General features: G+C 57.2%; 25 protein-coding genes. All 25 read right to left on the bottom strand.

All coding sequences use genetic code 11. The features are described 5' to 3' along the window. Positions 1-47 precede the first annotated feature (47 nt). Positions 48-1,253 carry a flagellar basal body rod C-terminal domain-containing protein gene (locus NZD89_RS27090; protein WP_268005727.1) on the bottom strand — a complete coding sequence of 402 codons (1,206 nt, stop codon included), beginning with the start codon at positions 1,251-1,253 and terminating at the stop codon, positions 48-50. A 74-nt stretch (positions 1,254-1,327) separates the two neighbouring features. Then, positions 1,328-2,362: a rod shape-determining protein gene (locus tag NZD89_RS27095; RefSeq protein WP_268005728.1), complete on the bottom strand. Its 1,035-nt coding sequence runs from the start codon at positions 2,360-2,362 to the stop codon at positions 1,328-1,330. 99 nt (positions 2,363-2,461) lie between these two features. Further along, complete coding sequence (gene spoIIID / locus NZD89_RS27100) at positions 2,462-2,770, bottom strand: sporulation transcriptional regulator SpoIIID (protein ID WP_268008632.1); 309 nt, start codon at positions 2,768-2,770, stop codon at positions 2,462-2,464. Between the two features lie 406 nt (positions 2,771-3,176). Continuing rightward, complete coding sequence (locus tag NZD89_RS27105; RefSeq protein WP_268005729.1) at positions 3,177-3,863, bottom strand: M23 family metallopeptidase; 687 nt, start codon at positions 3,861-3,863, stop codon at positions 3,177-3,179. A gap of 139 nt (positions 3,864-4,002) precedes the next feature. Continuing rightward, positions 4,003-5,085, bottom strand: a complete 1,083-nt coding sequence (locus NZD89_RS27110; RefSeq protein WP_268005730.1) for a SpoIID/LytB domain-containing protein — start codon at positions 5,083-5,085, stop codon at positions 4,003-4,005. A 308-nt stretch (positions 5,086-5,393) separates the two neighbouring features. Then, positions 5,394-6,686: a UDP-N-acetylglucosamine 1-carboxyvinyltransferase gene (murA, locus tag NZD89_RS27115; protein WP_268005731.1), complete on the bottom strand. Its 1,293-nt coding sequence runs from the start codon at positions 6,684-6,686 to the stop codon at positions 5,394-5,396. Positions 6,687-6,747: 61 nt separating this feature from the next. Beyond that, entirely contained in the window at positions 6,748-7,632 is an 885-nt protein-coding gene (locus tag NZD89_RS27120; RefSeq protein WP_268005732.1) for a YwmB family TATA-box binding protein, read from the bottom strand. 255 nt (positions 7,633-7,887) lie between these two features. After that, positions 7,888-8,139 carry a DUF1146 family protein gene (locus tag NZD89_RS27125; protein WP_268005733.1) on the bottom strand — a complete coding sequence of 84 codons (252 nt, stop codon included), beginning with the start codon at positions 8,137-8,139 and terminating at the stop codon, positions 7,888-7,890. 51 nt (positions 8,140-8,190) lie between these two features. Then, complete coding sequence (locus NZD89_RS27130) at positions 8,191-9,096, bottom strand: hypothetical protein (protein WP_268005734.1); 906 nt, start codon at positions 9,094-9,096, stop codon at positions 8,191-8,193. 284 nt (positions 9,097-9,380) lie between these two features. Continuing rightward, positions 9,381-9,818: an ATP synthase F1 subunit epsilon gene (gene atpC / locus NZD89_RS27135; RefSeq protein WP_268008633.1), complete on the bottom strand. Its 438-nt coding sequence runs from the start codon at positions 9,816-9,818 to the stop codon at positions 9,381-9,383. Between the two features lie 37 nt (positions 9,819-9,855). Beyond that, the gene (atpD, locus tag NZD89_RS27140; protein WP_268005735.1) at positions 9,856-11,262 is read right to left on the bottom strand and encodes a F0F1 ATP synthase subunit beta; all 1,407 of its coding nucleotides are present in this window, start codon (positions 11,260-11,262) and stop codon (positions 9,856-9,858) included. 21 nt (positions 11,263-11,283) lie between these two features. Continuing rightward, entirely contained in the window at positions 11,284-12,144 is an 861-nt protein-coding gene (gene atpG / locus NZD89_RS27145) for an ATP synthase F1 subunit gamma (protein ID WP_268005736.1), read from the bottom strand. Positions 12,145-12,207: 63 nt separating this feature from the next. After that, a complete protein-coding gene (gene atpA / locus NZD89_RS27150; RefSeq protein ID WP_268005737.1) occupies positions 12,208-13,716 on the bottom strand; it encodes a F0F1 ATP synthase subunit alpha in 1,509 nt (502 codons plus the stop codon). Then, positions 13,713-14,276: an ATP synthase F1 subunit delta gene (gene atpH, locus NZD89_RS27155; RefSeq protein ID WP_268005738.1), complete on the bottom strand. Its 564-nt coding sequence runs from the start codon at positions 14,274-14,276 to the stop codon at positions 13,713-13,715. The genes atpA and atpH overlap by 4 nt, the downstream gene beginning before the upstream one ends. Beyond that, a complete protein-coding gene (gene atpF, locus NZD89_RS27160) occupies positions 14,270-14,764 on the bottom strand; it encodes a F0F1 ATP synthase subunit B (RefSeq protein ID WP_268005739.1) in 495 nt (164 codons plus the stop codon). The genes atpH and atpF overlap by 7 nt, the downstream gene beginning before the upstream one ends. 92 nt (positions 14,765-14,856) lie before the next feature. Further along, entirely contained in the window at positions 14,857-15,093 is a 237-nt protein-coding gene (gene atpE / locus NZD89_RS27165; protein ID WP_031218766.1) for an ATP synthase F0 subunit C, read from the bottom strand. A 51-nt stretch (positions 15,094-15,144) separates the two neighbouring features. Beyond that, positions 15,145-15,909 carry a F0F1 ATP synthase subunit A gene (gene atpB, locus NZD89_RS27170; protein WP_268005740.1) on the bottom strand — a complete coding sequence of 255 codons (765 nt, stop codon included), beginning with the start codon at positions 15,907-15,909 and terminating at the stop codon, positions 15,145-15,147. Positions 15,910-15,917: 8 nt separating this feature from the next. Next, positions 15,918-16,319 carry a hypothetical protein gene (locus tag NZD89_RS27175; RefSeq protein WP_268005741.1) on the bottom strand — a complete coding sequence of 134 codons (402 nt, stop codon included), beginning with the start codon at positions 16,317-16,319 and terminating at the stop codon, positions 15,918-15,920. Beyond that, entirely contained in the window at positions 16,316-16,579 is a 264-nt protein-coding gene (locus tag NZD89_RS27180) for an AtpZ/AtpI family protein (RefSeq protein ID WP_268005742.1), read from the bottom strand. The genes NZD89_RS27175 and NZD89_RS27180 overlap by 4 nt, the downstream gene beginning before the upstream one ends. Positions 16,580-17,016: 437 nt before the next feature. Continuing rightward, on the bottom strand, positions 17,017-18,159 hold the full coding sequence (gene wecB / locus NZD89_RS27185; RefSeq protein WP_268008634.1) for a non-hydrolyzing UDP-N-acetylglucosamine 2-epimerase: 1,143 nt from the start codon (positions 18,157-18,159) through the stop codon (positions 17,017-17,019). 110 nt (positions 18,160-18,269) lie between these two features. Beyond that, the gene (gene upp / locus NZD89_RS27190) at positions 18,270-18,899 is read right to left on the bottom strand and encodes a uracil phosphoribosyltransferase (protein ID WP_268005743.1); all 630 of its coding nucleotides are present in this window, start codon (positions 18,897-18,899) and stop codon (positions 18,270-18,272) included. Positions 18,900-19,028: 129 nt separating this feature from the next. Then, the gene (locus NZD89_RS27195; RefSeq protein ID WP_268005744.1) at positions 19,029-19,364 is read right to left on the bottom strand and encodes a hypothetical protein; all 336 of its coding nucleotides are present in this window, start codon (positions 19,362-19,364) and stop codon (positions 19,029-19,031) included. A gap of 1 nt (position 19,365) precedes the next feature. Further along, positions 19,366-20,616 carry a serine hydroxymethyltransferase gene (gene glyA, locus NZD89_RS27200; protein WP_268005745.1) on the bottom strand — a complete coding sequence of 417 codons (1,251 nt, stop codon included), beginning with the start codon at positions 20,614-20,616 and terminating at the stop codon, positions 19,366-19,368. 142 nt (positions 20,617-20,758) lie between these two features. Continuing rightward, positions 20,759-21,439, bottom strand: coding sequence for a TIGR01440 family protein (locus NZD89_RS27205; protein WP_268005746.1), 681 nt, complete (start codon positions 21,437-21,439; stop codon positions 20,759-20,761). Then, positions 21,436-21,588 (bottom strand): hypothetical protein, encoded by a 153-nt coding sequence (locus NZD89_RS27210; protein WP_268005747.1) that lies wholly within the window; start codon positions 21,586-21,588, stop codon positions 21,436-21,438. Before NZD89_RS27210 ends, NZD89_RS27205 begins: the two co-directional genes overlap by 4 nt. Positions 21,589-21,654: the final 66 nt, after the last annotated feature.

Here is a 21,654-nt window from a genome sequence, read left to right on the forward strand (position 1 = left end):
ATCCCAGTGCGATTATCCTAATGTGGCCATCCCAAAGATGTACCGACTTAACTGCTCACCTTGCCAACGTCCGTGACCGCAGTTTGGAGGAGTTGGTCCTCCGTCTGCACCATCCGTTGATTGGCCTCGTACATGTTGGAGGCGTTCATCATTTGGGTCATGATGGTGGTCGGATCGACGTTGCTCTCTTCGAGGCTGCCTGGGTTCAATTGCCCGGTCCCCGGCTTCAACTGCGGCATGACGGATGCGGCTGTCAAACTGTTCCCCACCATAAACTCCGTCTGCCCGAGCGGGCTCACCTGCGTGACATCGACGTCGACCGTCCCCAGACGGCCGCCAGGTATCACGTTGTTGTTCGGACCGTAGACGCGATAGGAAACCTGGCCGTTCGAGTCGGTCAACGCTTGCCCACTGGGTCCAAATAGGCTCGAGCCCTGGTAGTTCGGATTGATAACAATCTTTCCGCCCTGAATGGGCAGCCCATTCGATCCGATGGGAAGAATCTTGTGCCCGGCCGCATCGACGAGCGTGTTGTTGGCGTCCAGTTGCAGCGCGCCGTCCTTCGTCAGTGCGATGCCAGTTGCCCCAGTGGCCGATACGTAGTCGACTGGGTAGAAACTGTGGTCACCCATATCCGCCTGATTACCGACGCGGATGGACATCCCCTGCGTCGTGTCCTCGCCTGGCACGCCGACAATTTGCCCTTGTGCATTGGCAAAGAGAAACGACGGATTTCCAGCCGCGTCGTAGTCCGGCGCGCTTGCCGTTCCGGTCAACGCCGTACCCTGATACTGCGGGTTGCGAACCGCATACACACCTTGGATGACGTTCCCGTTCCCGTCCAACACCGCGAGTGGCTGCCCGTTGATCCCTAAGCGCCCCTGGTTGCCCACGGTGATGGGCCCCGCCGCGCTCGTCTGCCCCGCCGGCCCTTGCACCGTGCCGTAGGTCCCGCTCAAGGTCGTATCGGAGATGCCTACATCGAGCGACCGCCCGGTTTGCTGCATGGTGCCGGAGGAGAAGTTCGGCACCCCCTCCTGGAAAGTGACACCGGTGCCCATCTGGCCGACGTACGACTTGGCTCCCCCACCATACGACGACTGGTAGATCTCCTGTACGGGAGATTCGATGTCCTCAGGCATGGAGACCTTAAATCCCGGCGTATCTTGATTCGCTAAGTTGTTGGCCAGCATCTGCTGCGCCAGTTCTTCGACCGACATCCCTGCGGCCGCTGTGGTCAGTCCGGGTATCATGATTGTCCTCCCTACTAAGGCAGTGGGCTTGTCCCCGTATCGCCGTCGCGCGGGGCGTCCACCTGCCCGTCGAGTTATCCTCTGCGGCGCCGGCGGCCTGGCGTCGTCATCTGATGCTCACGATAGCGGCGCCACTCGGGGCTGTCGAGTACCTTCCCCGTGCCGATGACGACACACTGCATCGGGTTTTCAGCGATATGTACAGGGATTTGCAATTCTTGCTGCATGAGCTTGTCCAATCCGTCGACGAGTGCTCCGCCGCCGGTCAGCATGACGCCTTTATCGAAAATATCCGCGGCGAGTTCCGGGGAGGTTTTCTCCAATACGGCCTTCGTCGCCTGGATAATCGCTTGAATCGGTTCCTGCAAGGCCGAGCGCATCTCTTCGGCGTGGACGGTCACGGTCTTGGGCAGGCCTGTGACCATATCGCGCCCGCGCACGTCCATTTCATTTTGGCGACCACCTGGAAAGACGGTGGCGAGCTCCTTTTTCAACTCTTCTGCCGTGCGTTCGCCAATCATGAGGTTGTATTGACGGCGAATGTATTTGACGATGGCCTCGTCGAGCTTGTCCCCAGCGATGCGAAGAGAAGCGGAGGTCACGACGTCGCCAAGCGACAAGACGGCAATGTCCGTCGTTCCCCCACCAATGTCGACGACCATGCTGCCGCTGGGCTCAAAGATGTTCAGTCCAGCGCCAATCGCAGCGGCTTTTGGCTCCTCAATCAAATCCACTTTTTTCACGCCCACGGCCTCCGCGGCTTCACGTACCGCCTTCTGTTCGACGGACGTGATTCCAGCCGGGATGCAAATCATGAGGCGTGGCCTCGCGAATGTGCTTTTACCGATGGTTTTGCGCAAGAAGTGGCGAAGCATGATCTCTGTCACGTCGAAATCTGCAATGACTCCTTCACGAAGCGGGCGAATGGCCACGATGTTTCCTGGCGTTCGCCCGAGCATGCGTCGGGCTTCTTCGCCGACAGCAACCACCTGTTTTGTCACCTGATCTATCGCAACGACGGAGGGTTCATCGAGTACAATTCCTTGTCCTTTGACGTGCACCAGCACGTTGGCGGTTCCTAAGTCGACTCCAATATCCCGAGAAAACATTTGCGGCGAGTCCTCCTAATCTAGGGCGTGCACCGAAGCGTACAAAGCGTTCATATGTTTGTGCATGAGGTAGTAGAATAGAATAGATAGAATGTAGTTCTACAAGCCGCTGGAAACTCCTTTACGAGATTCGAACTTTTTCGACTCGATCTGCGGTTCGTCGTCCTTGTGATACTTCAACTTCGTCGCTTCGCCACCCCGCAGATGTCGGATGGACTTGTGGTACTCAAGAATCTCTTTGACGCGATTCGCTAGGTCCGGATTGATCTCCGGCAGTCGCTCGGTGAGATCCTTGTGCACGGTACTTTTTGAAACGCCAAATTCCCGGGCTATCGTGCGGACTGTGTTGCGAGTCTCGACGATGTATTCCCCGATTTTGAGAGTACGCTCCTTGATGTAGTCATGCACTCCCCTCGCCTCCCCATGCAGGTCAGTTGGTCTGATACAGTATATGAGGGGGTGTACACCGTATGCCTTGGCTAGCCCGCGCATGGCTTGGCCCAACTGGAGTTTCCACGTGTCCAATCGGTTTACTTCCTGGGAAATAAGTGTCGAAACCTTATTGCCCGAGGCACTTTTTCGGCTCAGCGGTCGACAGCGAGGGATGTAAAAATATTTTTGTCGACCGGGATCGACACCACGGGCGATGCGAGGCAGCCGCACTCAGGCTTTACCTCAGTTGCGCCTGTGGGCCGAGTGGGCGTCAGAGGGTATCGGAATGTAGGCGTCCCTCCATTCTGGCGGCTGCTCGCCCCAAAAAAAGAACCGTCTCGTTGCCGAGACGGTAGATAAGTCAAGCGTCCACTTGTGTGGATTATTGCTTCGGCAGGAGCGATTCGGGATCGACCGGTTGGCCGTTGTTATCGACCTGGAAGTACAGGTGGTTGCCTTGGCTCTGCTCGAAGACGTTCGCACCAGCTGTGCCGATGGTTTGTCCTTGGTGAATGGTCTCGCCGGCTTTGACGTCGACCGATTCAAGTGACTGATAAGTTTCGGTATAGCCGTCCGGGCTTTGCACGACAACCTCTTGGCCGTAGAGCGGTTGGTTGTCGACTTTGCTGACCGTGCCGCTCAGAGCTGCGTCGACTTCGAAACTAGATCCGCCTGCGGTCTTGATATCGATCCCCTGGTGCGGGTAGTATTCGTTGTCGTACTGCACAAGCGCGGACTCTTGTTGCTGCAGCGTGCCCTTGACCGGGAAGAACGGAACCGTGACATCAAACTTTGTTCCGTCAGCAACTGGCCAAACGAACGGTTCTTTTGGCTGTTCAATCGGTGTGCTCGTCCCGTTGGAATCTGTGGCGGTCACACTTGTCGGACTGGATCCCATCTGACTGCGGGCATACATCAATCCGATAATGACAGCTGCTGCTCCGAGATAGATTGCTGGATAGAGCCAGCGTTTTGCCAGGACACGCTTTGCGTTTGCTGGACGCCCCTTCGCTTTGGTGTGGGCATCCGGTTTCTTGTTTTCATTGTTCGGATGTTGTTTTTCATCCATGTGGCGCTCACCTCAGTAGTGAGTCTCGCCACGGAAAATAGATTCTATACCTAGTGTCCAAAAAAGGACTAGAATCCGTTCAGAATAAGAGACGGCCACAGCGATCCTAGCAATCATCCCCCACCGATTCCCCTATCCGTCACAGGAACTCGCCGTCCGACTGAACCGACGTGTCTGGGTAGAAATGAGATAGGATATCTTGCCAATCCATCTTGGCCGCGAGCGCCTGTGCCTCGTGGAGACTCATTCCGACGTCGAGCCCCCGGCCATAGGACGTGATCGTGAGCCCACCCTTGCTGACTAACCATGTGAAGTCGGTTGACGGAAGGCTCAGCCTCGCCGCAAAGTCCGCGCCGGTGATGGTCTGATCGCCTGCTTTCACGGACGTCACGAAGCCGTCGGTGGCGCGGGTGAGCTTGAGTTGCGCGAGGTTTACCGACGCTTGTCCGAACGCCTGTCCGAGTTCGCGGGAATCGAATGTGTTCGTGGAAATCCGGTCAGGGTCCACCGCATCATCCGGGCAACTGATGGCCGGAAGGTACGGAATCGACTGGTGCAGCGCATCCACACTCGATCTCGTCCGTCCCGGCGACTCCTCGAACATAAACGCGAGGATGGGTTTCTTTTGATAGACGATGATTTGGCCGTCTGTCGCTTCTACTGCGGCCTGCAATTGCGAGAGAAATTGCAGCGACTGGTTCGGGTATTCGGCTTCAACGTCCGATTCTGACGCAATCGGCAGGTCTAGCGACGCGTCATCCGTGACGTCCGCACCGTGCTGGTTGGCGACGGAGGGCGGTCCACCCATTTGTGTCATCGCGTGGATGGCGTACGTCCGTGTGGCGACAGCGGCTGCCTTCAGGCTCGCAATTGGGGCGCCTGGCGAAAACTCGGCGGCGAGTACGCCGAGGACGTAATTGTTCAACGCCATTGTGGTGGTAGATTCGGTTTCCGTGCTGTAGACGCGGACTTGGCGCTTGGCGTCCGAAGTGTGAAGCCATGCGGTGACATCCGGCATCGGTCCACGGTGCACGCTTCTTGCGACAATGGTTGGAAGGCCGACGATTGCGAAAAAGATGAGGGCAATACGGAGGACAAACCGCAGGACTTCACTCGGCGCGACAGCCAGGTCTGATTGGTTTGGCGGCGGCCCTCCTCTGAACGCTCGTCCTTTCGCTGGATTCGATGTCGATTTGGCCGGCACGAAACGCCGCTGCGTCATCGAGGCTGCATCTCCTTTCAATCGCGATACCGCGTCGAACCACTCGTGTAACGCTTAACTAGCAGATAGATATGCTTGTCTACACATAGATATGAAAGGGGTCGTGCCTTGCTAGACATAGCGTGCCATCCGCCGGCCTGAAGTTGGGTTGTGCAGTCCGTCGCAGGGGAAATAAAAAAGGCGATGCACCGACGCTTGCCGGGCTTCGCCTTGGTAGGATTCAAAACATCCTGTTCTTATGTGATCTTAGACCTCACTGTGAAGGAGCGCCGAGTCGCTTCCCGACGCCACCCGATAAAACACAGAAATCACCGCGATGAGTCCGCATCGTTGTCGTCGTCGAAGCGCTCAATTTTCGCGCCAATTGCCTGGAACTTCCCGACGAGGTTGTCATAACCGCGATCAATGTGATGCAAACCGTGGACTTCCGTCTGGCCATCCGCCATGAGCCCAGCGATGACGAGCGCCGCGCCGGCGCGCAAATCGGTGGATGTCACGCGCGCTCCAGACAGGCGATCCACGCCTTCAACGACGGCCGTCCGGCCCTCGATGTGGATGTTCGCACCCATGCGTTGCAATTCCGCCACGTGCATAAATCGGTTCTCGAACACCGTCTCCGTGATGGTGCTAGTACCCAAGCAGACCGTGAGTGCCGCGACCATCTGAGCCTGCATGTCGGTCGGATACGACGGATAGTAATGTGTCTTGACGTCGAGTGCACGCATGCGCCCAGACTCACAAGGCCACACTTTGATGCCATCGACCCTGTCCTCCACCTGTGCACCCGACTCTTCCAACTTCGCGATGAGGGACATGATGTGCTGTGACACCGCGTTCTCCACATACAGACCATTGCCCATCATGGCGCCGGCCACGAGGAACGTGCCCGCTTCAATCCGATCCGGAATGACCGAGTGTGAAGCCCCGTGCATCACATCGACGCCGTCGATCCGGATGATATCCGTACCCGCACCGCGGACGCGAGCGCCCATCGCGTTGAGGTAGTTGGCGAGATCGACATTTTCAGGCTCTTTCGCCGCGTTCTCGATGATGGTTTGGCCCTTTGCGAGAGCCGCCGCCATCATGATATTCTGCGTCGCGCCGACACTTGGAATGTCGAGATAGATCCGCGCACCGCGAAGACCCCCTGCGGGCGCCTTCAAGTGAACAAAGCCGTTTTCAACGACGGACGTCGCGCCCATGGCCTCGAGACCTTTGATATGCAGATCTACGGGGCGTGGACCGATATTGCAACCGCCCGGAAGGGCGATAATGGCTTCCCCAAAACGTGCCAAAAGCGGCCCCGCAACAACGAAGGAGGCGCGCATGCGACGAACGAGATCATAGGGTGGCGTGACGCTGTGAATGTTCGTCGCGTCGATTCGAACGCCGCCCGGTTGCCATTCCACCACGGCTCCGAGCGCAGCCACCGTGTTCGCCATATTCTCCACATCTAAGAGATGTGGCACTTCATCGATATCGCTGACGCCTTCTGCAGCGAGAAGGCTTGCAGCCAAAATTGGTAAGACGGCATTCTTTGCGCCGCTTACGCGGACGGTTCCTTCAATTCGATGTCCGCCTTCAATGAGTATCCTTGCCATTCCGTAACCTCCGCTCAAGTCTCAGGACTCCTCGTCACGAAGCGTTACGTGGACGTGTCGCCTAGTACGTAGTGGTTATAATCGGTGTTCCGACCAAGACGTCAGTTCGATGATGGTATGTATCGTCATGGACGGCTACTTGCACATCCATGCGCTTCCCATTCGTATCAATGTACGTCAGAGGGTCTCCGGAATACCCTGATAGACTCGTCTCATACGTGGTTCTGAGCGCTTCGACCGTGCTCGCGTGAACGCTCTTAAGCGCGTTCCCCGCGATGGCGTTGGCTTGTTGCTCGTTTGTCATGGCAGGCAGGCTGCCAGTGAAGTAAGCACTCATCTGAGGCGTCCCCTGTACGGATGCCACCGTCTGTTCTATCGCGTCATACTGACTGGAGAACAGATTGAGGTCCGCAGAAGATCCCAACGCGGTCACAGTGAGCACCGTTTCAGAACCAGTCGAGGTGGTCTGCGGTGAAACCACACCACCTTGAAGACTTGTCAAAACCATTTGTACCTCCGTGGAACCCGACCAAATCCCGTCCACTTGATAAAACTTCTCATTCTGTTCGGACCGAGTAGTTACTTTCGCGTTCGTTAAGTCAAATTCCTGCTCCAACTGAAGGCCGATGGCTTCCAGTTGTTGTTCACTATGGTAATTGGCGTCTAACACGGTCCAGTCGTGAATCGCGTATCCGGTCGGCGTAGCTCCCGTCGCCGAGAACACCGTGTTCAGATAGTTGAACTGCCGCGTACCATCCGATGATTGCACCGCACTCGATGCGGCCTGACCCCCTGTGGACGCCTGTGCCGTCGTCGCCGACGGACCGTGCACCAGACATGCTCCGATGGCGACAAACACACCCGCCCATACGAACTGTTTGACCCTCCGCTTGATGCGACGACGTCTGAGTCGAGCCCTTCGCTGCTGTGCGTTAGTTTGTGCCATTTCAGCTACCTCCATCCAACTGTGGGAAATCTCGCGCGTCACACGACGGTGAACTCTCGCGTATCTACCAGCAGTTTGGACGGAAGGCGTCCGGTTTATACTTGTAAAGCGGAAGTGTTGCTAGATTCATTGCCCTGCTAGATTGCACGACGGAACTGGCGCACGGCAATCGCCACATAGAAATACGTTGACTCCACCCCGGGAACGGGGGTCGCTTGGGAAAGACTCGCGGGACCTCTCCTGCCCATAAAGCAGTTACAACACCCGCACAAACGACATGGATCCAAGGATGAAGATTGCCACCAGCACCGCCAACAGCCCGCCGGCCAGCGCGAGAAAAAACCGCAACATCTGGACCTGCGGACTGAGTGGCTGGTTCACAAACTTATCCCACTTGAGAGCACCGAGTGCCCACCAGGCGGCAAGAAGGCCCGCAAAAAAGAAGAGCAGTGCCACCGTGCCATCGATTCCAAGCGTCAGCGGCGGACTTGTGGTCGTTTGGGTCATGGTCGAAATCCCCCGTCTACCTTACGCCTAAAGACGATTTCAAACAACGCTTCACAGTCCCCTCACTTGAATTCGCTTCAGGGTACCCGCGAAGGCACCAAGCGCGACCAGCCCTGCCACAATCACTAGCCACACGTGCCAGAGCGAAGCAACCACCACTGACCACGCCAGCCATACGTACAGGGCACTGGCAAGGCCTTGGACGATGATCAGTCGTAGTTGGACGCCCAACGGCGACGCTTTGAGCAACGTGGGAAGGACGAACCATGTGGCCGCCTCCACGACGACGCCAAGGAGCCAAACCCAGACCAACCAACCGGGACCATGCCAGCCGGATCCAACTACCTGGTACTGAATCTCGGTCAATTGTACCGTGTGCAGCGCGTGCCACGCTACCCACGTGGGTAACGTTTGCAAAATTGTTGATATCACAAGTGTAACGATGATGACCACGCGAACCTCTAACGCTCGTACACCTTCCCCTAGCGGCAACCTGCAGAATAAATAGAATGTGCTAAGAACAGTAAGGACCATGCCGAGAAAAGCCTGTGCCAAGGTCGGTGCGAGAATCAAGATAGAGAGTCCAAACGTAGCCCAAGCGCCCACGAGCGATTCATCATGTGCCCTGGCTGTATTCGCGCGATCTGCGCGACGCCACTGCACGAACATCCAAACGGTGGCCACGAGGTACAATAGCAATGTAACGAGCGTCGTCGCGATACCCACTCGGAACCCCTCGTGCTCCTGCAATCCAAACATCGAAAATAGATACGTTTCCGCCTGTCCATGGTTGAGTAACACACCGACAAAGCCCAGCAGGGCGGCGACGGCCGAAACGGCATAAAGCCACATGGACAGCGTGTACGAGACCCGTGTGGGCGTTCCTCGGCCTGAAATGGCAAGGAATACGACCCCGGCGAGCGAAAGAAGTGACGTCAACCAAATCCAAGAAGTCAAACCAATCCTCCTTACAGTGGAGCGATATAGTCGGAGCGCGAATAGATGCCCGCGCTCCCGGTTGGGTCGCGCCAACGTCGGGCAGGTGACGCAACAAGACTAGTCTATGACATTGTGCGGCGTTTATGAAATCGACGCCACGCAAGGCCCTGACCACTGGCCATTGTCCTCTGTCCAACCGCCCCCACCATCTGGTGCACCCGACGCATCGCCAGGAGACATACAAAGACACCCGACGCATCGGCGCCGGGTGTCATTCATCAGTCTCTGGTGTTCAAAGGCGCTTACTTGGCGCTTGTGAGAAATCCGTTCAACTTCTGATGTTCTTCAATCGCCTGCAGTCGCAGCTCTGAACGCAACAGTGCAGCCTTCGCGCGGTTCACATCGACGTCGTCGGCGCTCTGGCTGAGGCGGCGCTCAGCGCGCGCCTTAGCCAACTGTACCCTATCCGCGTCGATATCCTCCGGCAGTTCGGCCGTATCCGCCAACAAGGTGATCTTGTCAGGCAAGACTTCGACGAAGCCACCGGAGACCGGAACGACGTCCTCGCGGCCATCGTCCAGTTTAATGCGAACCAAGCAAGGTTTGACGGAAGTTGCCAAGGCCATGTGCTTCGGCAAAATTCCGAGTTCACCGTACCCGCCCTGAAGCGTCACCATCCGAACGTCGTGTTCGAGGATGACGCGCTCAGGCGTCACGATTTCGAGAGGTACCGTTAGCAACCCGCTCACCTACCTTCCTGTGACAGGCACATCGACGTCACGAAGCATAGCCGTCTTTCTTGGCCTTTTCAATAACGTCTTCAATCGGACCACAGTACCGGAAATAGGTCTCCGGAATGTCGTCGTGCTTGCCGTCGAGGATTTCACGGAAACTGCGAACCGTATCTTGAACGGAGCAGTATTTGCCCGGGATACCGGTAAATACCTCGCCGACGAAGAACGGTTGCGACAGGAAGTTTTGAATCTTACGTGCGCGGGACACCGTCAAGCGGTCCTCGTCCGTCAATTCGTCCATACCAAGAATTGCAATGATGTCCTGCAACTCGCGATAGCGTTGGAGAACTGCCTGGACGCCGCGCGCGACGTCGTAGTGCTCCTGACCGACGATGTCCGGCTGCAGGGCACGGGACGTGGACGCGAGTGGATCTACGGCAGGGTACAAGCCCATGTCGGAAATCTTACGGTCCAAGTTGGTGGTCGCATCCAAGTGTGCGAACGTGTTCGCCGGCGCTGGGTCGGTGTAGTCGTCGGCAGGCACATAAACGGCCTGGATGGACGTAATCGAACCCTTGACGGTCGAAGCGATACGCTCTTGCAATTGACCCATCTCCGTCGCGAGGGTCGGTTGGTAACCGACGGCCGATGGCATACGTCCCAAGAGGGCGGACACCTCGGCACCAGCCTGCGTGAAGCGGAAGATGTTGTCGATGAAGAACAATACGTCGCGTTCTTCGACATCGCGGAAGTATTCTGCCAAGGTCAGACCGGACAGGGCCACGCGAAGACGGGCACCTGGCGGCTCGTTCATCTGACCGAACACCATGCTCGTCTTGTCGAGGACGCCGGAGTCCTTCATTTCGTGATACAGGTCGTTCCCCTCGCGGGTACGTTCGCCGACACCTGCGAATACGGAGTAACCGCCGTGTTCCTTCGCGATGTTGTGAATCAGCTCTTGAATCAAGACCGTCTTACCTACGCCTGCACCACCGAACAGACCGACCTTACCGCCCTTGATGTACGGAGCGAGCAAGTCGACGACTTTGATGCCCGTTTCAAAGATCTCCGTCTTCGTGGTCAGGTCGCTGAACTTCGGCGCATCGCGGTGAATTGGCCAGTTCTGCTCAGCGTCCGCAGGGCCCTGTTCGTCGATGGTTTCACCCAAGACGTTGAAGATGCGGCCTAGTGTGCCTTGGCCAACAGGCATGCTGATAGCATGACCTGTGTCTACTACTTCGGTACCGCGCACGAGGCCGTCCGTAGACGACATAGCGACGGCGCGAACCACGTTATCACCGAGGTGCAAGGCGACTTCCAGCGTCAAATGGATGTCGATTTCACCTTGGTAGTCAATGCGCAGGGCGTTGTTGATGGCCGGTAGCTCGCCGTCCTGAAAGCGGACGTCGACGACCGGACCGGTGACCTGCACGACATGTCCTTTGCTCACGTAGTTCCCTCCTGTTCTCGATTAACTAAGGGCATTCGCACCGCCGACGATCTCTGCAATCTGCGTCGTGATGGCCGCTTGGCGAGCACGGTTCAGTGACAGCGTATAATCGGCGATAATGTCCTTCGCATTTTCAGTTGCATTGCCCATTGCGGTCATGCGAGCGGCGTGCTCGGACGCTTTCGCGTCGAGAACCGCCTGATAGACCAACGTTTCTGCGTATCGAGGTAAAAGTGCGGCCATAACCGCTTCCTCGTCCGGTTCGAACTCGTATTGTCGACGCGGGCCAGTATGCTCGCCTGTCAGGCTGTCCAGTGGCAACACCTTCTTGACGACCGCCCTCTGCGACACCGCGTTAATAAACTCGTTGTAGATGAAGTACAGTTCATCAAACTCTTCGCGCTCGTACGACTGAACCATTTCCTCCGCGAGGTAGCGAATGGACTGGTGTGTCGGCGAGTCATCCAGGTCGACCACTTCTGCGCCGATTGGAAATTCGCGTCGTTTGAAGAAATCTCTGCCCCGCTTGCCGACGGCGAAAATCGTAAACGCCGACTTGTCTTTTTTACCGAACTCCTGCATCGCAGCGCGTACGACCTGTGCGTTGTACGGGCCTGCGAGACCACGGTCGGCGGTGATGACCAAGTAGCCAGTCCGTTTCACTGGACGAGAAGCTAGCAGTGGGTGTTTCACGTGCCGAGCCGATGCGGATACGTTCGCCAACATGTCTTGCAACTTCGCCAAGTACGGTTTGGACTGCTGCACTGCGTCCTGAACGCGACGCAACTTAGCAGCCGCCACCATCTCCATGGCCTTGGTGATTTGAGATGTATTTTGAACGCTGCGAATCCGGCGTTTAATTTCACGCGTGTTTTGCGGCAATGCCTTTCACCACCCATCGTCTCTTAGGTTTTCGCCGCCGCGAACCAAACGAACAATGTGGACTTAGGCCACAAAGGTCGCCTTGAACTTTGCGACTGCTTCCTTGAGGGTTGCGACCGTGTCGTCTTCGAGCGTCGTGCGCTCCTGCATTTGCTGGAAGATCTGCGGATACTCGCGGCCGATGAACGCCAGCCACTCAGCCTCGAACTTGAGCACGGATTCGAGCGGGACATCGTCCAAGTAGCCATTGACACCGGTCCACAGCGATGCGACCTGACGGTCGAACGTGAGCGGTTGGTATTGCGGCTGCTTCAGAAGTTCCGTCATACGCGCACCGCGCTTCAACGTATCCTGCGTGGCCTTGTCGAGATCGCTGCCGAACTGCGTAAACGCCTGGAGCTCGCGATATTGTGCGAGGTCTAGCTTCAACGTGCCGGCGACCTTCTTCATCGCCTTCGTCTGAGCGGAGCTACCGACGCGAGAGACGGAGCTACCGACGTTGACGGCTGGGCGTACGCCCGCGAAGAACAGGTCGGATTCCAGGAAGATCTGGCCATCCGTGATGGAGATGACGTTCGTCGGAATGTAAGCCGAGATGTCACCCGCTTGCGTCTCGATGAACGGAAGGGCGGTCAAAGAACCAGAACCGTTCGCCTCGTTCAACTTCGCCGCGCGTTCGAGTAGACGGGAATGTAGGTAGAAGACGTCACCAGGATAAGCTTCACGGCCTGGCGGACGGCGGAGCAGCAAGGACATTTCGCGGTATGCTGCAGCGTGCTTCGTCAAGTCGTCGTACACGACGAGCGCGTGCCCGCCATTGTACAGGTAGTGCTCAGCCATCGCGCAGCCTGCATACGGTGCCAAGTAGAGAAGCGGTGCAGCCTCAGAGGCACTCGCAGCGACGATGATGGTGTATTCGAGGGCCCCGTGACGGCGCAAGGTCTCTACCACTTGTGCGATGGTAGATTGCTTTTGTCCGATGGCGACGTAGACACAGACGACGCCTTTGCCCTTTTGGTTGAGGATGGTATCGAGCGCAATGGCGGTTTTACCGGTTTGCCGGTCACCGATGATCAGCTCGCGCTGTCCGCGGCCGATTGGAACCATCGCGTCGATAGCTTTGATACCCGTCTCGAGTGGTTCGTGGACGGACTTGCGGACGATGACGCCTGGCGCCGGTGATTCAACAGGACGGTATGTCTCTGTTTGAATTGGGCCATTGTTGTCGAGAGGTTGTCCGAGCGCGTTTACGACGCGACCCAGCAGTGCATCCCCGACCGGCACCTGAACTAGGCGTCCTGTGCGGCGAACTTGCTCGCCCTCTTGGATACCTGTGACTGATCCCAAGACGACGACACCAACGTTGTCCTCCTCGAGGTTCAGCGTCATGCCGTAGCCGCCGTGTTCAAACTCGACCAGCTCACCGGCCATGACGTTGTCCAGGCCGTGCAGACGGGCGATACCGTCACCGACAGACAGGACAATACCGGTATCGTTGACTTGGATTTGCGCGTCAAACTGCTCGATTTGCTGTTTAATCAGCGCACTGATTTCATCCGGTCGAATACTCAACGTGTTCCCTCCTTGCGACCTGTACCTGTAGCGAGCCGGTTCCGAAACTGGCGAAGCGCATTTTCCGTCGTGGCGTCAAGCACTCGGTTGCCAACTTGAATCCGATATCCCGCAATGAGCGACGGATTCACGCGGACGACCGGGTGAATGTCTTTGCCGTACGACTGAGCCAGCCGCGCGACGATGGCTTCTGTTTGAGCTTCGGAGAGCGGCTGTGCCGCTTCGATGTCTACTTCAAGCCGACCTTTCAACTCGTCGACTAATTCGTGATAACGTTGTGCGATGGCCGACACGTAGATACCACGGTGCCGTTCCACCAACAGTGCGATGAAGTTGTGCAGGTCCTTGCGAAGCTTGCCTGCAAACAACTTATCTATGGTCGAAAGCTTCATATCCAGCGTTAAAACCGGATGTGCCAAGAGCGCTTTGAGGTCGGCGGAAGCGTCCAGCGCACTCCCCAGTTGCCCAAGTTGTGCGTCGATCTCGTCGGTCGCCCCGTGCGCCTGCGCGTATGCCAATAAGCCACGAGCGTATCGATTGATGACTGCCCCACTTAGCATACGAGTTCACCCAAGCGTTTCTCGGCCTCAGCTACCATCTCGTCGTGCACCTGTGCGGTTACGTGATCGTGCAACAGCTTCGACGTGAGGTCGACGGTCAGCAGAGCGACACGTTGCGTGACGGCCGCAATCGCTTCGTCGCGCTCACGCGCAATGGCAGCGCGGTTCTCTTCGAGGATCCGTGAAACTTCTTCTTCCGCTTTTTGAATGATGTCACGAGCCTGTTCATCAGCGCGGACACGAGCTGCATCAAGAATGTTCTTGGCTTCCTTGCGTGCTTCATCGAGCAAACGCTTTTGTTCCGACAAAAGCTTTGCAGCTTCTTCGCGGCTCTGTTCTGCATCCGTAATCTGGCTTTCAACGTGTTTGCGGCGTTGCTCCAACATGTTCGCGAGCGGTTTAAATGCAAATCGTTGAATGATGAAGAAAACAATCAAGAAACAGACAATCGAGAATATGAACGTCCCTAACTGAAAGACGCCCCCCATTCGCGCCACTCCCTTCTGCTATGGAATCGCGTTCGGACGCAAATCGAAAATCGCAGCGCCGCGGTTCGCGGCACTCGTTCAGATGTAGAAAATTAAAGCTTGCCGGCTGTAAACAAAATGATGATACCGAACGCCAGCGCGATAACCGGGAAAGCCTCGACGAGCGCCACACCGAGCAGTGCACTCGCAAAGATGGAACCGCGTGCCTCTGGTTGACGTGCAACACCTTCGACGTACTTGCTCATAACCAAACCGTCACCGACACCTGAACCGACGGCTGCAAGACCCAAAAGCAGCGCAACCGCAACGTCGTAAATCGCTTGTACCATTTGTGCCATAGGTTGAAATCCTCCTCAATGGTTCACTCGTTCACACGAAGATTAGTGATTTGCGTGGCCTTCAAACGACTTGTTCCCGACGTACAGGCACATCAAGATGGAGAAGACGTACGCCTGAATCGTCGCCACAAATCCGCTATACAACAGCCACAGGACAATCAGCGGAACTTGCCATGGCAACCAATGGAACGCGAACGGCGCCTTGAGCATGATTCCGAGCAGGGCTTCACCTGCAAAAATGTTACCGTAGAGTCGCATGCCGTGCGTGAGCGGGTTGGTAATTTCCTCGATCACAGCAAGCGGCGATGGTGAATAGAAGTGCTTGAACCACTGTTTCGGGTGGCGCAGGCCACGCGCGTGGCTGATCACCCACACCATCACAGCAATCCCAAGCGCCATGCTCATGCTCGACGTCGGCGAGTCGAACAGTTCAACGTCGCCTTTCGCCCCAGCCAGGTCCGAAGGCTTGAGACCCCACACGTGGATGTTCGCACCGAAGTGGACCGAGATGGTCATGATGAGTCCCAACCAGTTGGCGATGAACAGGAACAGGAGCATCGTAAATGCGAGCGGCAGGATGAAGTTGACCGACTGTTGTGTCGGCATCGTCTCACGAGCCATGTTGGTCGTGAAGTCGACCGCCCACTCCATCAGGTTCTGCAAACCGCGGGGACGCCGCATGTCCATGCGCGCAACTGCGACGCGCAGGAGTACGAACATGACAAGACCCGTGAACAATATCGTGGCAATCACGGTAAAGTTGGTCTGCCAAATCGTCCCCGCAAATAACGTGGGGAATGCTGGCACTATCTCACCTACTTTTCTTTGGTATTGTCACTCGGGTTCATGGCATAACTGTACAGTCCGACAAAGACGAAGACGAAACCAAGTAGGTACCCGATGAGTGCCGCGTACGGATTAAAGACCGCACGGAATTTGAGGGAAACCACCATAATGAGCACGATGAGGATGAGACGTGTAAACATCCCCACCATTCCTGAAGCAAACAGCGCAGCCCCCTGCGTGTTGTTGTTGTGGTGTCCCTGACGGATCATGCTGAAGACCACGTAAAGTCCGCCGAGCTCCCCTAGTAGCAGGCCGTTCACCGCAACCCGCCAATCGGCGAGAACAATCCAAGCCAGCACAGTCAGGCCGATAAACACCAGCCAGGATATAGTGATTGCACGAAGGCGTTTGTTCAATCGGTCTACACTCATGGTTTGTCTCCTAAAATCTGTTTGGCGAGGATCGCGAGTCCCGATCCACCCACGACGACACCCAAGATGGTCCCAATGACCGTCAGCCAGACATGGTGCAGTTGCTCTGCAAAGTGGTATCCCAAAAAGGTGAAGACGACAATGCAGACAGCAAGCTGTAGTGTTGCACCGGAGTATACCGCAAACGTTTTCCACGGATTTTGGTTCTTTAACCGGGAGTTCTCCGACTTAGGACGCTGTTCCTTTGCGAACGCGCACACCACCTAGTACAGGATGAAGAGAGGGACATCAGATGAACGAATCATTCATCGCGGGGTTGGGCATCGACGCGATTTCACCAACCACGTTCACATCCTACCCTTTAGCAATAAAAGGTAATCAACGAACGGTAGGAGTTTCCAGAAACGGATGCGCGAGGCACTCGCTTCGTAGTGTGAAACACCTGGCTCTCACGGTGAAATGCCAGAACCCTCGCCTATAGTACACTAGCGCAATTTCCTGTGTCAATGAATGAGCGCTTGACATTTCATGTTTCCCGTTTCGAATTAGCACTTGTTCATAAAACTGTCGCGAACTCGAGTCCCATCCACAGATGTTCGCTGGTTTGAGTGGGTCGTTTGCGATGTCAGAGAGGGGTAAAACGCTGGAGAGGGGTTTCATTCCCCTCTCCGGTGTTCGTGAAAGGAAGCTTGAAGGATTAGAACAGTTTTTCGCTTTCCTGGTAGCGGAACGGTTTGGGTGCCTCTCCCCTGCCGAAGTGGTACAGGATGGCGTCCACAATTCGATCCGCCGCCCGCCCGTCGCCGTACGGGTTCTTACGCCCCGCCATGTCGTCGTAGGCGGACTTGTCGGTCAATAGCCGTGTGGCTTCGCGAACAATCGCCTCTTCGTCGGTCCCGACGAGTTTCAGCGTGCCCGCGCCAATCCCCTCGGGGCGTTCGGTGGTGTCGCGCAAGACCAACACTGGTACGCCGAGCGAGGGCGCCTCTTCCTGAATGCCGCCGGAGTCGGTGAGGATGAGTGTCGATCTCGCCATAAAATTGTGGTTGTCCACAATGCCGAGCGGGTCTAACAGGTGAATCCGCGGATGGCCGGAGAGAATGGTAAACACCGTATCCCGAACTGTCGGGTTTAAGTGGACGGGGTAGACCAGTTGCACATCTTCGTGCGCCTCGACGACGCGCCGTGCCGCGCGACAGATGCGCTCGAGGTTCTCGCCCCAGTTTTCGCGGCGGTGCGACGTCATATAAATCAATCGACTGCCCTCGGGAAACGCGTCGATGACCGGGTGGTGATACGCCTCCTTGACCGTCGTTCGCATGGCGTCGATAGCCGTGTTTCCAGTTATGAAGATGGCGGTCTCGGGACGCCCCTCGTCTCTCAGGTTTTGCGCCGACAGGTCGGTCGGGGCAAAGAACAAATCGCACAACACATCGGCTAACTGCCGATTCATTTCTTCCGGGAACGGCGAGTATTTGTTGTAGGTCCTAAGTCCCGCCTCGACGTGCCCGATGGCAATCTGTTGGTAAAACGCTGCGAGCGCCGCCGCAAACGTCGTCGTCGTGTCGCCGTGCACGAGCACGATATCCGGTTTGTGCTGCGCAAGAACCGCCTCCAGACCGTTCAAGGCCTTCGTAGTGATTTTGGCGAGGGTCTGATTCGGTTCCATAATGTCGAGGTCCTCGTTCGGCTCGACGCCGAACACTTCGAGGACTTGGTCTAACATCTCCCGATGCTGTGCCGTGACACAGACAATCGATTCGATTTGCGGGTGCGCTTCCAACGCGCGCACCAAGGGCGCCATTTTCACGGCTTCAGGTCTCGTTCCAAACACGGTCATCACGCGCAAAGGCGTTGCACTCAACGTGGCTCCTCCTCGAAACAGACAACTTTCGCGACTCACTGGCGCGACCGACCGAGCGATTGGCGGCCGGACCAGTGCAGTCAGGTTTACTTCGTGCCAAACAGGCGGTCGCCCGCGTCGCCAAGGCCCGGCACGATGTAGCCGTGGTCATTTAAATAATCGTCGACGGCCGCGGTGAAAATGTCGACGTCCTCGTGATCCCGCTGAACCGTGCGGATGCCTTCTGGCACCGCGACGAGGCACATCAACTTGGGTTGCTTGGCGCCGCGCGCTTTTACGGCCGCCAGGGCAGCCGAGGCAGATCCGCCCGTGGCCAACATTGGATCGACGACGATGACATCGCGCTCCTCCACGTTCGCCGGCAATTTACAGTAGTATTCGACGGGCTGTAAGGTCTCCGGATCTCGATAGAGGCCGACGTGCCCCACTTTCGCATTCGGAATCAAGTTGAGAATCCCGTCGAGCATCCCGAGCCCCGCGCGCAGCACCGGTACGAGCGCCAACGTCTTCCCTGCGATGACGTTCGTCCGCGCACGGGCGACTGGCGTGTCCACCTCAGTCTCGGCGAGCGGTAAATTCCTCGTGATTTCATAGGCCATGAGCATCGATACTTCCTGCACCAACGCGCGAAACTCCTTGGTGCCCGTATCTTTGTTCCGTATGTATGTGAGTTTGTGTTGAATCAATGGATGGTCAAGCACATGGACTTGTCCCAAGGGGCGACGCTCCTTCTGAGTCATTTGCGGTTATTATATCAAATTCCGCCAACGCCCACGGAGAGAATTCGCCAGTGTAGGAACGTGACGAACGAGTGGGCTATGTGTGCCGCGACGCGACGTACACGGTTAAGTTGTGAAAAGTTGGTCGATGGTATCCGGCGGGTGCCGTAAATCGGCGTCTGGATTGTACATCTGTGTATGCGGGGCGATGGGGGAAGCACTGTCGGGACCGGGGTAAGTGGCTGGAAGGGGCGATGTCCGATAGGCCAGGTTGCCGCGCTCGAGCGGCTTTGCGGCCCTTTGTCGCACCACGCAAAAGCCGGTGTCCCAGCATCCCCCGCCAAGGCGGGAGCCACAGGTGACGGATTCACCCATGGCCTGTTTCAGGCGGCAGCCGTCGCGGGCGGTGAACTGGGCGAAGCCGGGGCAACGCCCCGCTCGCCTAGTCGTTGTGAAAGCCAACTCACTCCGCGTAACTAAGTGTTTCATACAGTGGGAAGCGGGCGGTGAGCGCCTCCACTTTCGCGCTGGCCGCGTGACGGACGGCCTCCGTGAACTCCCCATGGAGGACGAGGTGGAAGATCTCGGCGATTTCACCCATCGCCTCCTCGTCCATTCCGCGCGTCGTCACGGCCGGGGTGCCGATGCGGATGCCGCTCGTCACCATCGGGCTCGCCGGATCGAACGGGATGGCGTTCTTGTTGACAGTGACGCCGACTTCGTCCAAGCGGCGCTCCGCCTCTTTGCCTGTGATGTCGAAATTCCTCACGTCGATGAGAATGAGGTGGTTATCCGTACCGCCCGAGATGAGCTGGAAGCCTTTCCCCGTGAGTGCAGCCGCCAGCGCTTGGGCGTTGTCGACAATTTGCCGAGAGTAGTCCTTGAATTCGGGCTTCAGGGCTTCCCCGAACGCCACGGCCTTCGCCGCGATGACGTGCATGAGCGGTCCGCCTTGGATGCCTGGGAAGATACTCTTGTCGATTTGTTTTGCAAATTCGGCTTTGCAGAGAATGAGACCGCCGCGGGGTCCGCGCAAGGTCTTGTGCGTCGTCGACGTCACGAAGTGCGCGTGCGGCACTGGGGATGGATGAAGGCCAGAAGCGACGAGACCGGCGATGTGCGCCATGTCGACCATGAGGTAGGCACCTACTTCGTCCGCAATGGCGCGCATGCGCTCAAAGTCGATGACGCGCGGGTAGGCACTCGCCCCTGCGACGATGATTTTCGGCCGATGCTCCTTGGCCGCCGCCTGGACTTCGTCGTAGTCGATGCGGTGTGAATTCGCATCGACGCCGTAGGATACGAATTCGTACAGTTGGCCGGAGAAATTCACAGGGCTGCCGTGCGTCAAGTGGCCACCGTGTGCCAAATTCATGCCGAGCACCTTGTCCCCGGGCTTCAAGACGCTAAAGTAGACGGCCATGTTCGCCTGTGCCCCGGAGTGTGGTTGGACGTTGGCGTGCTCCGCGCCAAACAGCTCCTTCACCCTGTCGCGCGCGATGTTTTCGACGACGTCGACGTACTCGCAACCGCCGTAGTAGCGGCGACCTGGGTAACCTTCTGCGTATTTATTGGTCAACACGGATCCAAGTGCGGCCAACACAGGTTCACTGACGAAGTTCTCGGATGCGATGAGCTCGATTTTGTCCTGTTGGCGACGGAGTTCCTTCTCCATCGCGATGGCGACATCTTGATCACAGTCTCGTAATTTCATAATCCAGTGCTCCTCCCCTTTATACGGCGACAACGCCCTCTAAAACACAACCCATGTCATTCGCGCTTCCATATGTAATTCCCTGCCCGATGCTTTTGAATCGTGCGCTTATAAAATGAATTCAGATGTCGCCGGCAGCTCGCTACCGCGCAGAGCCCTGAATGCGCCGCTTGGCCTCGGCCACGTCGTATACGGCACGCGTGCCGCCGACGAGCGGTGGGCGCGTTCTAGCCATCGTGACATGCGCGGCGCCAAGCGCCTGATACCTGCCGCGGACGGGCACGGCGACGCGTTTGAGGTGCATTCCAATCAGCGTATCCCCGATATCGATGCCCGCATCCGCCCGCACTTCGGCGACCAAACATGCGTCCTTCATGCGAAAGTATGCGACGGACGCCACAGCGCCGCCCGCGCCAGGGACCGGAATGGCAAAGACCTCTTGCAACGAACGTGCCATCGCACTCGAGCGCTCGACGACAAGCGAACGATTGAGGTGTTCGCAGCACTGGAACGCCACCTCGACGCAAAGCCCTCGCGCCCAATCCAAAATGGTATCGACGATCACTTCGCCCACGGCTCGCGAGGTAGCGGTGCCGATACGCTGGCCGATGACCTCGCTGGACGACGCGCCGACGACGACGAGCTGACCCGGTTGTAAGCTTGCAGCAGCTTGCAAATCGTCGAGCAACTCGCGCAGGTGAGCGGCCAGTTCGGGATCTGCGCTCGAGAGGCCCGCCTCGCCGTCGGCGGGATGGCCTGCGGCGCCATTCGAACCAAGAAGGGCGCCGCGTTCGAGCGGTTCATCGCACGTCGTATCGCTCATCTGTCCGCCACCTCCAGTCCCTTCTGCATCCTCGACGGCCGCCCTCGCACACACTCCGCTTTACACTCAACCAGTCCCTCCGGGAGAATCGGTAGAACCGATTGTTTGAACCGATGACCGACGCCATCCCTCGCGGTGGCAATGTACATGGTCGCAGACCTCCACATTCGTGATTCGAACAGAGACGACCTCGTTTTGGCCACCTCCATTCGCCC

The sequence above is a fragment of the Alicyclobacillus fastidiosus genome (assembly GCF_026651875.1).
In the GTDB taxonomy this organism is placed as follows: Bacteria; Bacillota; Bacilli; order Alicyclobacillales; family Alicyclobacillaceae; genus Alicyclobacillus; species Alicyclobacillus fastidiosus.

Coding starts and splice junctions, on each gene's coding strand:
- NZD89_RS27090 (WP_268005727.1), bottom strand. CDS start 1,253: ATGATACCCGGACTGACCACAGCGGCCGCAGGGATGTCGGTCGAAGAA.
- NZD89_RS27095 (WP_268005728.1), bottom strand. CDS start 2,362: ATGTTTTCTCGGGATATTGGAGTCGACTTAGGAACCGCCAACGTGCTG.
- NZD89_RS27105 (WP_268005729.1), bottom strand. CDS start 3,863: ATGGATGAAAAACAACATCCGAACAATGAAAACAAGAAACCGGATGCC.
- NZD89_RS27110 (WP_268005730.1), bottom strand. CDS start 5,085: ATGACGCAGCGGCGTTTCGTGCCGGCCAAATCGACATCGAATCCAGCG.
- murA (WP_268005731.1), bottom strand. CDS start 6,686: ATGGCAAGGATACTCATTGAAGGCGGACATCGAATTGAAGGAACCGTC.
- NZD89_RS27120 (WP_268005732.1), bottom strand. CDS start 7,632: ATGGCACAAACTAACGCACAGCAGCGAAGGGCTCGACTCAGACGTCGT.
- NZD89_RS27125 (WP_268005733.1), bottom strand. CDS start 8,139: ATGACCCAAACGACCACAAGTCCGCCGCTGACGCTTGGAATCGATGGC.
- atpH (WP_268005738.1), bottom strand. CDS start 14,276: ATGCTAAGTGGGGCAGTCATCAATCGATACGCTCGTGGCTTATTGGCA.
- atpF (WP_268005739.1), bottom strand. CDS start 14,764: ATGGGGGGCGTCTTTCAGTTAGGGACGTTCATATTCTCGATTGTCTGT.
- atpE (WP_031218766.1), bottom strand. CDS start 15,093: ATGGTACAAGCGATTTACGACGTTGCGGTTGCGCTGCTTTTGGGTCTT.
- NZD89_RS27175 (WP_268005741.1), bottom strand. CDS start 16,319: ATGAGTGTAGACCGATTGAACAAACGCCTTCGTGCAATCACTATATCC.
- wecB (WP_268008634.1), bottom strand. CDS start 18,159: ATGACCGTGTTTGGAACGAGACCTGAAGCCGTGAAAATGGCGCCCTTG.
- glyA (WP_268005745.1), bottom strand. CDS start 20,616: ATGAAATTACGAGACTGTGATCAAGATGTCGCCATCGCGATGGAGAAG.
- NZD89_RS27205 (WP_268005746.1), bottom strand. CDS start 21,439: ATGAGCGATACGACGTGCGATGAACCGCTCGAACGCGGCGCCCTTCTT.
- NZD89_RS27210 (WP_268005747.1), bottom strand. CDS start 21,588: ATGTACATTGCCACCGCGAGGGATGGCGTCGGTCATCGGTTCAAACAA.